We start from the raw sequence: 12,543 nt of genomic DNA on the forward strand, positions 1-12,543 counted from the left end.
TTGCACCTTCTAAGTAGGAGGATGCTAATCCGTGGGTGTACCAGGAGGTAACGAAGGTTGTACCGGTTAACCAACCGCCTAATGCGAGGAAGGCACAGGGGAATAATAAAACACCTGACCAGCCTACGAATACGAAGCGATCGCGCTTTAACCAGTCGTCTAGTACGTCAAACCACCCTCTTGATGGGGCGCGTCCAACTGCGATGGTCATGAGAACTAAAATCCTCTTTTTTACTAAAATTGCGACGTTTTTAAGGCAGGATGCTTTTGGAGGTTTTTTCCTTAGCCACTGCCAGGAGGAATTTAACGTTTTTTTGACACTCTTAGCTACTGATTAGCAGTTAAGACTCTGAGAATTTACCGCTTGATTAATTGGGCATTTCTCATAATTATGCCACTATCTGTTACCATTACCAAGTCATTTGGTTGGCGGTAACTTAATGATTCTTAACTTATCACATTCTTCATGGTTTGCGCTGGAGATACGCAAGTTAATTTTGTATTGGGTTTTGAATAACAAAAATATAGTCCTCACTGGGAGAAGCCGCGCCGCCCTCCGTCTTCCGCATACAGTTTGATTGCTTTTTGATTGCTTTTCGATTCGTCTTAGTTCAGCTTATATCTTTACCTAAGATTCTTATAGGTGGGGACTTACGCCGATTTTGTGACGATTTTGTTAAATATTGTGAATATCAGAATTTTAACAAAATGACACAACTTTTCTCATAAAACTTATAAATTTTCATATACATTATCTGAATAACATAAATTTAGCATGATAATAAGCGGCTAGATAAGATGGAAATGATTCGGGAGTTTGATCAGGACAATGGTAAAATCCTGTAAAATCTCCACTAGAAGACTCACTATCAAACCACACAGTGAAAGTCCTGCTACTACAAGCTGATAGCGTTAATTTCTATAAAAAGATTTAAGCTGATGCTGGAGAAAATATATCTTTAAGGTTTGGGTGAATGAAGTTAAAATCTAGATCCATACCTGTCTCATTACCCAGGTTAGCCAGTCCCCAGTTCACAGAGAATATATAACGGTCTAAGGTAGCTAAAATGACGGCATCAACAACGATTAATAAAAGCGATCGCCTCCTGCATCAAAATGTTCTCGGTTCTCGTCGGTTAAGTAACTACTGGTGGGCAACTATTGTTAGTTTAGGAGCATCCGGCTTTTTATTGGCTGGCATTTCCAGCTATCTCAAAGTCAATTTACTCATTGTCACCGATCCCACTCAACTGGTATTTGTCCCTCAAGGATTGGTGATGGGATTATATGGCATAGCTGGCGTACTGTTAGCTTTATACCTGTGGCTAGTTATTTTATGGGATGTAGGCGGCGGTTACAACGAATTTAACCAGGAAACTGGCAAATTCAAAATCTTTCGCTGGGGTTTTCCTGGTAAAAACCGCCAAATTGAGATTGAAAGCCGCATCCAAGATATACAATCTGTACGTATCTCTATTAAAGAAGGTCTAAATCCTCAACGCGCACTTTACCTGAGAGTCAAGGGAAGAAGGGATATTCCTCTGACACGAGTAGGTCAACCTTTATCTTTGGCTGAGTTGGAAACTCAAGGCGCTCAGTTAGCTCGCTTTTTGGGTGTACCCTTAGAAGGACTTTAGATTTTGGATTTTGGATTTTGGATTTTGGATTGGTGATAGTTGATAGTTGATAGTTGATTGGGAAACATCAAATTGATTACCCAGTCACCAGTCACCAGTCACCAGTCTAAAATCCAAAATTGCTAAGATACTTTGGTTGAGTAAGTAACTTTCAATGCGGTTAAAATTTTCACAATTTTTAGTGCTTCTGTTAATAATTGGTGGTTTGATGTTGACTGGATGTTCGGCTGATCAAGTCGCTTCTAGTACATCTCCCAATTCTACAGCTACCTCCAAGGCAACTGAGACAAGCGCCATACCACGTCTCGAAGGTAAAGCAACTGTAGTGATGACAGTTAAAGGATCACCAATTACCATTGAAGTCGATGGTGATAATGCTCCCATTACTGCGGGAAATTTTGTTGATTTAGTCGAAAAAGGTGTTTACGACGGTTTAGTATTCCATCGGGTTGTGCGTGAACCTCAGCCTTTTGTCGTTCAAGGTGGTGATCCTAAAGGAGATGGAACTGGTGGTTATATAGATCCAAAACTGAAAACCGAACGCCGTATACCCTTAGAAATTAAACCTGAAGGTGCAGATCAACCAGTTTACGGTCAAACAATTACTCAAAAGCCTGTTTTGACTCACAAACTTGGTGCTGTAGCAATGGCAAGATCCCAAATGCCTGATTCTGCTTCTTCTCAGTTTTATTTTGCTCTGGCGGATCTGGGCTTTTTAGATGGTAACTACGCGGTTTTTGGTTATGTAACCGATGGTTTTGATGTAGTTAACAAAATTCAGCAAGGCGATAAAATTGATTCTGCTAAAGTAGTTAAAGGTGCTGAAAACTTGAAAGTTCCTCAGTAGTTATCAATTGACAATTGACAATTGACAATTGATAATTGTTTCATTCCAGGTTTCAAACCTCCCCTTTCAAGGGAGAAAAAGCAAAAAATTCCGCTTTTGAAATTCTCTGATTTTTTAAGGGAGAGGTAATTGTCAATTGTTAATTGTTAATTGTCCATTATTGAACAGAGGGAATAGGGAATAAATCAAGTCAAAAGTCAAAATTAATAACTTCTGACTCCTTGAACTCCTGACTCCTGACTCCTGTCTTCTCATTGAAAATCTAAAATCGAAAATTGGTTAGGGTTGTTGTTACTGGTATTGGTTTAGTTTCTGCTTTGGGTAACAGCTTGGAAGATAGCTGGCAAAATTTACTATCTTTAAAAACGGGAATTAAATTATATCAACCATTTCCAGAACTGGGAAAAATTCCTCTTGGTTTAATCAATCAACAACCTTCTAATTTGAGTATTCTGAGTCAAAGGGTTGTTGATGATGCTTTACAAGATGCTGAATTAGTAGCGTCTTTGCCTGATTGTGCTGTGGTAATTGGTTCTAGTCGTAGCTATCAAGCGTTTTGGGAGAAGTTTGCAGAGCAAATGTATGGTCAAGATACCAACGCAGAATTATTAAATCTGGAAAATTGGTTGGATACTTTACCGCTGATGAATGCGATCGCTGTAGCCAGACAAATCGGGTCTTGTGGTCCAGTTTTAGCACCAATGGCGGCCTGCGCTACGGGAATTTGGGCAATTTCCCAAGCAGCTATGTTAATTCAAAGCGGTCAATGTCAACAAGCGATCGCTGGTGCAGTGGAAGCACCTATTACACCCCTGACCATCTGTGGATTTGAGCAAATGGGAGCTTTAGCAAAAACAGGCGCTTATCCTTTTGATTTACACCGAGAAGGCTTGGTATTAGGTGAAGGTGGTGCTGTATTTGTCCTTGAGTCTGCTGAGTCGGCAAAACAACGTCAAGTAAAGCCAGAAAATATTTACGGTGAAATTTTGGGTTTTGGCTTGACAGCAGATGCGTTTCATGGTAATAAGCCGGAGTCAGAAGGAAAGAGTGCGATCGCTGCTATCAAGCAATGTTTAGAACGTAGTCATTTAATACCCGCAGATGTAGACTACATTCATGCTCATGGTACAGCTACTATTCTCAATGACCGGATAGAGAGTAAAATTATACAATATTTATTTCCGCCAAAAGTAGCCATTAGTTCTACTAAAGGCTCTACAGGTCATACACTAGGAGCATCAGGGGCTTTAGGTGTAGCATTTTCGCTTTTGAGTTTAAAGCATAAAATATTACCTCCTGTTGTGGGATTGCAACAGCCAGAATTTGATTTAAATTTTGTGACAACAGTAAGAAATACAGAAATACAAAAACTGCTCTGCTTGAGTTTTGGTTTTGGTGGACAAAATGCAGCGATCGCTTTAAGTAGGGTTTGCTGAAAAAGTGATCTGTTGATTGGGTAATAAAAAAATCAGAATTATGAAATCTTGACTGCTATATTATTGATTTTTTTTTAATCTCTGCTTTTTACGACGTTTTTCGGTGGTAGCTACCGCATGATCCACCGGATAACCCACTACAGGAATAACCTGATATCTGCGGTCTTCCTCCAGGTTTTTCAGTTCTGTATAATCAACCCAGTGAATACAGTCTACAGGACAGGTATCTATAGCTTCTTGTATTACCTCTTCTGAGTCTCCATCTTGGCGAATTACACGCGATCGCCCATAATCAGGTTCAATATAAAATGTATTCCTAGCAACATGGGCGCAGTGTTTACAACCTATACAGGTAATTTCATCGACATAAACTCCTTTCTGTCGCAGCAAACCGCCCAGTTCCGGTTCAAAACCAGAACTTTCTGGTTCATCTCGCAAAAAACCGCCTAATTCTGGCTCTAAACCGGAAGGATTATTGTCTAGATTATTATCTAAATCTTCTGGGAACGGTTGCAATTGAGACATTACGCACTCCAGCGTTGTACTACTAAACGAATAGAACCATCTGCATTTTTCTGTTCTTCAGCAACTTGGAAACCAACTTTGGCAGTTTCTTTCATCACTGTTTGGTAAGCATAACGTTGGGTGACTTGGCGCAAAAATCCATCTACAGATAAATTTTGCTGCCAATATTGTAAGTCAGCTACCAATTCGTATTCCTGACCATTCCATCTAAAACCGATGTCATAACCATTTTCCTGTTCAATGGTAACTTCGGCTGGATGGGTTTGACCACGATAACCACGCACTTCACGATGTCCTGGTTTCCAGTCTATTCCTAAGTCGGAAAGTGCATCTTGTAAGGATTCGAGGTTGCGGATTTGAGTTTTAATTTGGCTAAAGTGTGACATGGCGGTTTGTAATCAATGATAGTAGACGAGTTGGAAAACTTACCATTCGCTAAAAGCAGTTTGGGTATTGACTACACTTGATTCCTGTGTAGCTTTGTTGGCGAAAAATTCTGAGGTGGGCTGCTGATTTACCACTTTTCCCAGTTGGGCTTCTATGGCTGCTGTTACCTCCGCACAAGAAGATCCCACTATACCAGTGACTTTCTCTTGTACTCGACCGTCTGGATAAATTATAAATTCTAGTGTTTCCATTCTCTGAATGCCAATCTCAATAGTACCCTTGGACTTAACTGCTTTAGCGGAGTTAGTTTTCTATTGCTGAAAGAACACAGAAACAAAAGTTGCCATTTGTTCATAATGTTCCATCTTTAAAAATATATATCTCAAAATCTTAACGAAAATTATGATTTGGGTCAGCAGTTACATCCATCAACCTATAGTACATCCATCAACCTATAGTTTCTCGTAACCTGATCAATTAGTCAAGCTGACTGCTTTTTGATCACTTTCCAGTTCAAAAGCCTGAACAATTCAGCTTTTATCAGAGAAATCGTCATGCTGTAATTGTGAAAAAATACTAAAGCTTATTGAAAATTTTTATCATTATCATTGAGTTTAGAAAATATTGGGGAAATGTGGGGCGATCGCTTGCTGTTTTAGCTATCACAGAATTTGATTGGAATACCACTGCTGTTAAGTATCACACCATCTAATTTCAACACATCCTCATTTACAGAAATGATAACTTCTGCATCAAATTGAATTGCACTAGCAACATGAAGTGCATCAGCCGCACGTATTCCTCTAATATAAAGTTCTATATTGTTTAACTGTGCTTCTACAATTCCAGCCGTTAAATCTAGTACACTAATTCCAAAAAACCTAACCGCAGTTACTGTTTGGGGTACAATAGAACGGGCTGCAAGAAATCTCAATGTACTAGCATTAGTCATACCCTTAGCAACAGATGTCATTTGCTTAAATAAAGCTTCTTCCACTTCATAATAGGTAAGACTTGATGTAGCACTTATGTGTTTGGCAGTAACTAATTTCAAAACCTCTTCTGCATCTTCAAATAATTTTTTTTGGATCACGGCCACGACGTTTTGTAGTTCTGAGAGTTGATCCAGCGATCGCTTGTGTTTTAAACCTAATAAACACAAACATTTAAAAATTCGGGTAATTCTTAAATGATGATGATTTCCCCAATGTACCCAAACTTTTTTCCTTTCTGCAAATGGATTGATCAATTTTAATTTTTATTTTCCCATCTTGGCTTTTTTGACATGATATAGCGTTTCCCAGTCTCATGAGGTACACCCTAATTTATTTACTGTTCTCAATTCCCAATTCCCTAAGATAAAAAACTCTGTACCTCACTAGCTTGGTAAATGCTATATTTTCATATAAAAATATTATCTTTCCCCAGTCACCAGTCACCAGTCACAACCTACACTATCCATTCGGATGCGCGATCGCCCAAATCGAGAGGAATACTCACAGCTTTACCCAATCGGGGACGCTCTTTAGTTTGTTCAATAAAAGTTTGTACTTGACTCGTTCCCCCCAAAGCGTTGAGATAATTAGCGATGCTATCCAGATGTTCTTGATATTCTGGTTCGCTTAAAGGGAATGAAGCTTGTTCAAGATATTTCCACATGACTTGCAGAAATATCTTTCCTTGCGTCCTGCGGAACTGGACATCATAAGAATATCCCCATTTATCAATTAACAGTTGACGAAATTCTTTTCCAGTCATAATGTTTTAACATTCATTATTTTAGTTTTTATTTTGGGTTAATGCCATGCAAGCGAATCACTAATCAAGATATTGTCACACATCTAAAACAGATTTAACACCGACTTAACGAGATCATGGCTGCTCTTATTTAGATTTTACATTTAGAGCCGACTTACTTACTCAAAATATTAATATTTGTAGTACAGAAATATTATCATGTTTTGTCTGCATCTGTGATGCAAGATGTGAATGTGATATATTTAGTCTTGAGTTCAAGAAGCGTAGATCCTTGAGAAGTGGTGAAAGTCCGGCTCTGAGACTGGGGAGAGTCAGAATTGATCTGACCATAGCTCCTGTGTGACAGGAAATCCGATAAATCAGACAAAGTAAAACATTCTCAAGAGTAGCTAATCCAATCAGAACTGAAAAAAGAGAACCCGCAAAATATTTTCTTTAAAGTAGTCCCAACAGCTTTTAGACTAGGGATAGAGGGTGTGGTAGTAAGTCCTGTTGGGGTTATTCCCAGCAAACAGAAAGCATGAGATATTTGTCTATGCTTTTTGAAACTATGATAAGGATATAAAGAAATGTAATGCTAACAGAAGGTAATGCTAGATAGGTCTTCTTACCAAGAAGTATGGCATCACTGGGGGCGTTAGCATTTCGACTCAGGCAAAGTGTGAGGCTAGTTGCTACCACTCTTGTCAAAATTGCTGAACAAATTACACAAAGAGCGCGTAGACTATGGCTCAATTTTCTGAATCAATGGACGTACCCGATATGGGTCGTCGTCAGTTCATGAACCTGCTGACTTTTGGGACTGTCACCGGAGTAGCTGCTGGTGTATTGTATCCTGTTGTTAACTACTTTATCCCCCCCGCCAGCGGTGGTGCTGGTGGTGGTACAGTAGCAAAAGATGAACTGGGTAACGATGTTAGTGTTAGTAAGTTTCTCAGCAGTCATAACGTAGGCGATCGCACCCTTGTCCAAGGACTCAAGGGAGATCCTACTTATATTGTGGTAGAAAGCAAAGAAGCGATCGCAGATTATGGCATTAACGCTATTTGCACCCACTTAGGTTGTGTTGTTCCCTGGAACGTAGCAGAGAACAAGTTTAAATGCCCTTGTCACGGTTCCCAGTACGATGCTACTGGTAAAGTGGTTCGTGGACCTGCACCCAGGTCTTTAGCTTTAGCTCATGCCAACGTCAACGATGACAAAATCGTTTTGACCCCTTGGACAGAAAGCGACTTCCGCACTGGTGAAGAACCTTGGTGGGCTTAAACAATGCAATGGTTCAGCTTTAATGCTGAACAATCACCACTGACAACTGACCACTGACAACTGACTTTATAGAGATGAGAAACGCCCGTACACCAGCGAGGTTAACTCGCGCTGCTAAAGTAATGTTCAATACATTGCTGATAGCGATCGCTACAGTGACATTTTTCTTCACCAGCGATATTGCTCACCCCCAAACAGCTGCTGCTTATCCCTTCTGGGCGCAGGAAACCGCTCCTGAAACACCCCGCGAAGCCACAGGAAGGATTGTTTGCGCTAACTGTCACCTAGCAGCAAAAAATACAGAAGTAGAAGTACCCCAATCCGTATTACCTGACACCGTATTTAAAGCGATCGTCAAAATACCCTACGATACCAACGTACAGCAAGTAGGTGCTGATGGTTCTAAAGTCGGTTTAAACGTCGGTGCTGTATTGATGTTACCCGAAGGCTTCAAGATTGCACCAGAAGACCGCATTCCTGAAGAAATGAAAGAAGAAGTAGGCGATGTTTACTTCCAAACCTACAGAGAAGACCAGGAAAACGTGGTGATAGTTGGACCCTTACCAGGGGAAGAACATCAAGAAATCGTCTTCCCTGTGCTTTCACCTAACCCTGCTACCGACAAAAATATCTACTTTGGCAAATATGCCGTTCATGTAGGCGGTAACAGAGGACGTGGTCAAGTTTACCCCACAGGTGAAAAGAGCAATAACAACGTTTACAACGCTTCCGCTGCTGGTACAATCAGCAAGATTGCCAAAACAGAAGATGAAGACGGTAACGTTAAGTATGTAGTTAGCATCAAAACTGACAATGGTGAAGTTGTTAACGATACCGTTCCCGCAGGTCCAGAACTGATTGTTTCTGAAGGACAAACAGTTGCATCTGGTGACGCTTTAACCAATAACCCCAACGTCGGTGGTTTTGGTCAGAAAGATACAGAAATCGTCTTACAAAACCCCAACAGAGTCACAGGTTTGATCGCCTTTATCTGTTTAGTGATGTTGGCACAAGTTATGTTAGTGCTGAAGAAGAAGCAGGTGGAAAAAGTCCAAGCTGCTGAGATGAATTTCTAAATTCTTTACTAAACAATGATTTGTGGGACAGGCATCTTGCCTGTCTTTTTTTTATCACAGGAGTCAGGAGTCAGGAGTCAGGAGTCAGGAGTCAGGAGTTCAGGAGTCAGGAGTCAGGAGATCCAGGAGTCAGGAGATCCAGGAGTCAGGAAGAAAGGATTTTACAGCAGATTTCATATAAATGAAGTACACCAGTAGCGGGCAAGACTTGTACTGAGCTTGTCGAAGTATGCCCGCACCACAAGAGTTTTATGATTCATCTCTGTACCTCATAACACCGGGAAGTGCTGTATTTTCCCAATTCCCAATTCCCAATTCCCCATAACTTAATACTTAGGGGTTGCTGAATAAACTGAAAACCACTATGAATAAGGAGTTTGAGGGTGATAACAAAGAAAATAGGTGCAAGGTTTTGGAAACTATGAGTAGGAAAACCTTGCATTTTGTTGGTTTTTACCTCGTTTCCAAATACAAAAAACTCCTTGATATCCTTGAACTCCTGACTCCTTGATCTCCTCCACCAGATGTCTAATGATAAACAGCTAACTTTTGATCTTGCACCCGATCTTGAATATTCTCTTCTACAATTTTGCGGAAAACATCTCCATCAATGGTTTCTTCTTCCGCTAACATATCAACTAAACGCTCCATAATCATGCGGTTTTCTTGCAGTAATTCTTTTACCTTCACATAACAATTGCTAACAATCTCTCTGACTTGAGCATCAATTTTACCAGCAATTTCTTCAGAATATTCTGATTTATTTCCCCAGTCACGTCCCAAAAATATATCACTATTATTTTGACTTTCCAAGGATAATGGACCTAAATCAGACATCCCAAACCTTGTTACCATTTGTCTGGCCATGTTTGTCACTTGTTGCAAATCATTACCCGCACCTGTGGTAACTTCCGGTTTCCCAAACACTATTTCCTCAGCCGCACGACCGCCTAAAGCTGCCATAATTCGGGCTAAAATTTGGGAACGGGAAATTAAACCTTGTTCTTCATTGGGTGTAAACCAAGTTAAACCTAATGCTTGTCCTCTGGGAATGAGGGTAACTTTTTGAACTGGATCATGGTCTTTAACCAATGTACCTATTAAAGCGTGTCCCACTTCATGGTATGCAATTAAACGTTTGTTTTTGCTGTCTACTAAAGCAGCGCCTTCCATTCCGGCAACTACCCGATCTACCGCATCATCTATTTCGAGGATGGTAATTGCTTCTTTGCGTCTTCTCGCTGTGAGAATAGCTGCTTCATTGAGGAGGTTAGCTAAGTCTGCACCAGTAAAACCAGGAGTCCGGCGGGCGATCGCATCTAAGGAAACACTCGGATCTAATTTTTTGTTCCGTGCATGAACTTGCAAGATTTCCAAACGTCCTTTTAAGTCCGGTGCATCTACAATAACTTGTCTATCAAAACGACCAGGACGCAATAAAGCTGAATCTAAGACATCAGGACGGTTGGTAGCGGCAATAATAATAATACCTGTGTTACCTTCAAAACCATCCATTTCTGTTAATAGCTGGTTTAAGGTTTGCTCTCTCTCATCATTACCACCACCGATACCTGCACCCCTCTGTCTACCAACTGCGTCAATTTCATCAATAAAAATGATACAAGGAGCGTTATCTTTGGCTTTTTTGAACAAGTCACGGACACGAGAAGCACCCACACCCACAAACATTTCTACAAATTCTGAACCGGAAATACTGAAAAATGGTACAGATGCTTCCCCAGCGATCGCTTTTGCTAGTAGAGTTTTACCAGTACCAGGGGGTCCCACCAACAGCACGCCTTTGGGAATTTTTGCCCCTACTGCGGTAAATTTCTCTGGTTGTTTCAAAAAAGTAACAACTTCCTGTAATTCTTCTTTGGCTTCTTCAATTCCTGCCACATCATCAAATTTTACCCCGGTTTTCGCTTCCATTTGAAACCGAGCGCGAGATTTACCAAAATTCAAAGCTTGGTTAGAAGCATTGGCAGAACGGCGCAGGAACAACAGCATTAAAGCCACCAGTGGTAAAATCCACATCAGGTTGATTAATAATCCTACGGCTGCTCTACTGTTAGCAGAGGAAACCTGACCAAACTCAACATTTTTTTCTTTGAGTTTGTTTATTAACTCAGAGTTTTGATCTAAAAGCTGTACCGGGATAGGTGGTGCATCTGGTTTTTGATCTGCCAAATAAACTTTAGCTATTTGTTCGGTTTCATCAAGTTCTACTCTTTTAACCAGCCCTTGCTCGGTTTTTTGTAGCAATTCTCCGTAAGATAAAGAGTTACGCTCTGCTTTTTGTGCCAAGACGGGACTACCCCCAAACATTGCCGGCAACATGATCATAGCGGCTGCTAATGCCCCAGTCCAAGCTACTCGCTTTGTTTGACGCTGTTTTCTCAATGCCTTTTTACCAACTTTTGTCATAATATTTACCCTTTTAATTTTGGCATAAGCGGATTTTTGGTTTTATGCCTATTCTTCTGACAGAAATAGCAATAACTGGAAATTACTGTTTTCTTATCTAGTTTAACTTCGAGCTATGAGAAATTGGTGATTGGTGATTGGTGATTGGTGATTGGGAAAAATCTTTTCCTCCCCATCTCCCCATCACTTTTATAACTAACAACTTGAGTTAAATAGATACAGCATATTTCATACCAGTGAGGTACAAACTCAAATCATAAAACCCTTGTGGAACAGGCATCCTGCCTGTTAACCTTGTACCTCATTTACCTCGAAACTGCTGTATCTCCTGTTCTTTGTTACCTGTAGCTTTGTTTTTTGTTCTATATCAATAACCAGGGAGTAAATAAAAACACTTTTCACACTGTCACCTGTCACCTGTCACCTGTCACCTGTCAGTTGATGAGGAAAATTTACCAGATGAAATTCGTGTTTTTTAGCTTCTTGCTGACTGCTGTTAGCTGACGGCTGAATACCCCATTAATTCCTGGTGGGATAAACCATGCAGCAACAGAATATCCTGAATCAGATTCGGTAATAAGTACCTGTGTTCCACTCATAGGTTTTATACAGCGGTTCATTAACTAACTGTAATGTGATTATATTTTTAGTAACTATGAATATTACCCAACCTCACTACCATGCCTCCCCAAGCATATTATTGTACCAGGCTAGGCTGCCCCCAACCTGAAAACCACTTAGAAGAGAATGACCCCACCTGTCAAGCCTGTGGAATGCCCCTCATTCTATCAGGTCCAAGGGGGCGGTATCAACCCATAAAGCCTTTAGCCCCGATGGTAAAACCTTAGCTTCTGGGAGTCTGGATAACACCATCAAACTGTGGGATGTAGCCACGGGGGTGTCAATCGCCACCCTCACGGGACATTCAAGTTCGGTTAATTCAGTAGCCTTCAGCCCGGATGGTCAAACCTTAGTCTCTGGGAGTTGGGATAAAACCATCAAACTGTGGGATGTCGCCACGGGGGTGTCAATCGCCACCCTCACGGGACATTCAAGTTCGGTTCGTTCAGTAGCCTTTAGCCCGGATGGTAAAACCTTAGCTTCTGGGAGTGGGGATAGAACCATCAAGATTTGGCGGGGGCGTTAATTCTCATATCCCCGACTTCTGACCATAATCTTGTGAC

13 protein-coding genes and 2 pseudogenes are annotated in these 12,543 nt (G+C 40.8%); 7 read left to right on the top strand and 8 right to left on the bottom strand.

The genetic code is table 11. The features are described from left to right. Positions 1 to 211: pseudogene (locus IQ237_RS19675) on the bottom strand (photosystem II D2 protein (photosystem q(a) protein)); the annotation flags it as partial. Between the two features lie 856 nt (positions 212 to 1,067). Between IQ237_RS19675 and IQ237_RS19680 the strand changes: the two are divergent. The 3 genes from IQ237_RS19680 to IQ237_RS19690 all read left to right on the top strand — a co-directional run bounded on the left by IQ237_RS19680 (position 1,068) and on the right by IQ237_RS19690 (position 3,920). After that, complete coding sequence (locus IQ237_RS19680; RefSeq protein WP_194058234.1) at positions 1,068 to 1,637, top strand: photosystem I assembly protein Ycf4; 570 nt, start codon at positions 1,068 to 1,070, stop codon at positions 1,635 to 1,637. A gap of 154 nt (positions 1,638 to 1,791) precedes the next feature. Then, entirely contained in the window at positions 1,792 to 2,484 is a 693-nt protein-coding gene (locus tag IQ237_RS19685; protein WP_194058236.1) for a peptidylprolyl isomerase, read from the top strand. Between the two features lie 275 nt (positions 2,485 to 2,759). Continuing rightward, positions 2,760 to 3,920: a beta-ketoacyl-ACP synthase gene (locus IQ237_RS19690; protein WP_194058238.1), complete on the top strand. Its 1,161-nt coding sequence runs from the start codon at positions 2,760 to 2,762 to the stop codon at positions 3,918 to 3,920. A 60-nt stretch (positions 3,921 to 3,980) separates the two neighbouring features. Here IQ237_RS19690 and IQ237_RS19695 read toward each other — a convergent pair whose 3' ends face one another. The 5 genes from IQ237_RS19695 to IQ237_RS19715 form a co-directional block, all read right to left on the bottom strand. Further along, on the bottom strand, positions 3,981 to 4,445 hold the full coding sequence (locus IQ237_RS19695) for a ferredoxin (RefSeq protein ID WP_194058240.1): 465 nt from the start codon (positions 4,443 to 4,445) through the stop codon (positions 3,981 to 3,983). After that, entirely contained in the window at positions 4,445 to 4,831 is a 387-nt protein-coding gene (locus IQ237_RS19700; protein ID WP_194058242.1) for a DUF1257 domain-containing protein, read from the bottom strand. The genes IQ237_RS19695 and IQ237_RS19700 overlap by 1 nt, the downstream gene beginning before the upstream one ends. 39 nt (positions 4,832 to 4,870) lie before the next feature. Beyond that, a complete protein-coding gene (locus IQ237_RS19705; protein WP_137668128.1) occupies positions 4,871 to 5,083 on the bottom strand; it encodes a DUF2997 domain-containing protein in 213 nt (70 codons plus the stop codon). A gap of 404 nt (positions 5,084 to 5,487) precedes the next feature. Continuing rightward, positions 5,488 to 6,081, bottom strand: coding sequence for a PIN domain-containing protein (locus IQ237_RS19710; protein WP_194058244.1), 594 nt, complete (start codon positions 6,079 to 6,081; stop codon positions 5,488 to 5,490). Between the two features lie 200 nt (positions 6,082 to 6,281). Continuing rightward, a complete protein-coding gene (locus IQ237_RS19715) occupies positions 6,282 to 6,590 on the bottom strand; it encodes a DUF3067 family protein (RefSeq protein ID WP_194058246.1) in 309 nt (102 codons plus the stop codon). 726 nt (positions 6,591 to 7,316) lie between these two features. Between IQ237_RS19715 and petC the strand changes: the two genes are divergently transcribed. Next, entirely contained in the window at positions 7,317 to 7,856 is a 540-nt protein-coding gene (gene petC / locus IQ237_RS19720) for a cytochrome b6-f complex iron-sulfur subunit (protein ID WP_194058248.1), read from the top strand. A 74-nt stretch (positions 7,857 to 7,930) separates the two neighbouring features. Continuing rightward, a complete protein-coding gene (gene petA / locus IQ237_RS19725; protein ID WP_194058250.1) occupies positions 7,931 to 8,932 on the top strand; it encodes a cytochrome f in 1,002 nt (333 codons plus the stop codon). A gap of 528 nt (positions 8,933 to 9,460) precedes the next feature. On the opposite strand, the gene ftsH is transcribed toward petA, so the two are convergent. After that, on the bottom strand, positions 9,461 to 11,359 hold the full coding sequence (gene ftsH, locus IQ237_RS19730) for an ATP-dependent zinc metalloprotease FtsH (RefSeq protein ID WP_194058252.1): 1,899 nt from the start codon (positions 11,357 to 11,359) through the stop codon (positions 9,461 to 9,463). A gap of 452 nt (positions 11,360 to 11,811) precedes the next feature. After that, the gene (locus IQ237_RS19735) at positions 11,812 to 11,958 is read right to left on the bottom strand and encodes a hypothetical protein (RefSeq protein WP_194058254.1); all 147 of its coding nucleotides are present in this window, start codon (positions 11,956 to 11,958) and stop codon (positions 11,812 to 11,814) included. A gap of 81 nt (positions 11,959 to 12,039) precedes the next feature. Between IQ237_RS19735 and IQ237_RS27070 the strand changes: the two genes are divergently transcribed. Then, entirely contained in the window at positions 12,040 to 12,207 is a 168-nt protein-coding gene (locus IQ237_RS27070) for a 4-Cys prefix domain-containing protein (protein WP_375539912.1), read from the top strand. Continuing rightward, a pseudogene (locus IQ237_RS19740) lies at positions 12,180 to 12,506 on the top strand (WD40 repeat domain-containing protein); the annotation flags it as partial. The gene IQ237_RS27070 and the pseudogene IQ237_RS19740, both read left to right, overlap by 28 nt. Positions 12,507 to 12,543: the final 37 nt, after the last annotated feature.

The sequence above is a fragment of the Sphaerospermopsis sp. LEGE 08334 genome (assembly GCF_015207205.1).
In the GTDB taxonomy this organism is placed as follows: Bacteria; Cyanobacteriota; Cyanobacteriia; order Cyanobacteriales; family Nostocaceae; genus Sphaerospermopsis.

Bases quoted from the DNA above. Each gene is read 5' to 3' on its own strand.
- IQ237_RS19705 (WP_137668128.1), bottom strand. From the start codon at position 5,083: ATGGAAACACTAGAATTTATAATTTATCCAGACGGTCGAGTACAAGAG.
- petA (WP_194058250.1), top strand. From the start codon at position 7,931: ATGAGAAACGCCCGTACACCAGCGAGGTTAACTCGCGCTGCTAAAGTA.
- IQ237_RS27070 (WP_375539912.1), top strand. From the start codon at position 12,040: ATGCCTCCCCAAGCATATTATTGTACCAGGCTAGGCTGCCCCCAACCT.
- ftsH (WP_194058252.1), bottom strand. From the start codon at position 11,359: ATGACAAAAGTTGGTAAAAAGGCATTGAGAAAACAGCGTCAAACAAAG.
- IQ237_RS19715 (WP_194058246.1), bottom strand. From the start codon at position 6,590: ATGACTGGAAAAGAATTTCGTCAACTGTTAATTGATAAATGGGGATAT.
- IQ237_RS19685 (WP_194058236.1), top strand. From the start codon at position 1,792: ATGCGGTTAAAATTTTCACAATTTTTAGTGCTTCTGTTAATAATTGGT.
- IQ237_RS19735 (WP_194058254.1), bottom strand. From the start codon at position 11,958: ATGAGTGGAACACAGGTACTTATTACCGAATCTGATTCAGGATATTCT.
- petC (WP_194058248.1), top strand. From the start codon at position 7,317: ATGGCTCAATTTTCTGAATCAATGGACGTACCCGATATGGGTCGTCGT.
- IQ237_RS19680 (WP_194058234.1), top strand. From the start codon at position 1,068: ATGACGGCATCAACAACGATTAATAAAAGCGATCGCCTCCTGCATCAA.
- IQ237_RS19695 (WP_194058240.1), bottom strand. From the start codon at position 4,445: ATGTCTCAATTGCAACCGTTCCCAGAAGATTTAGATAATAATCTAGAC.
- IQ237_RS19700 (WP_194058242.1), bottom strand. From the start codon at position 4,831: ATGTCACACTTTAGCCAAATTAAAACTCAAATCCGCAACCTCGAATCC.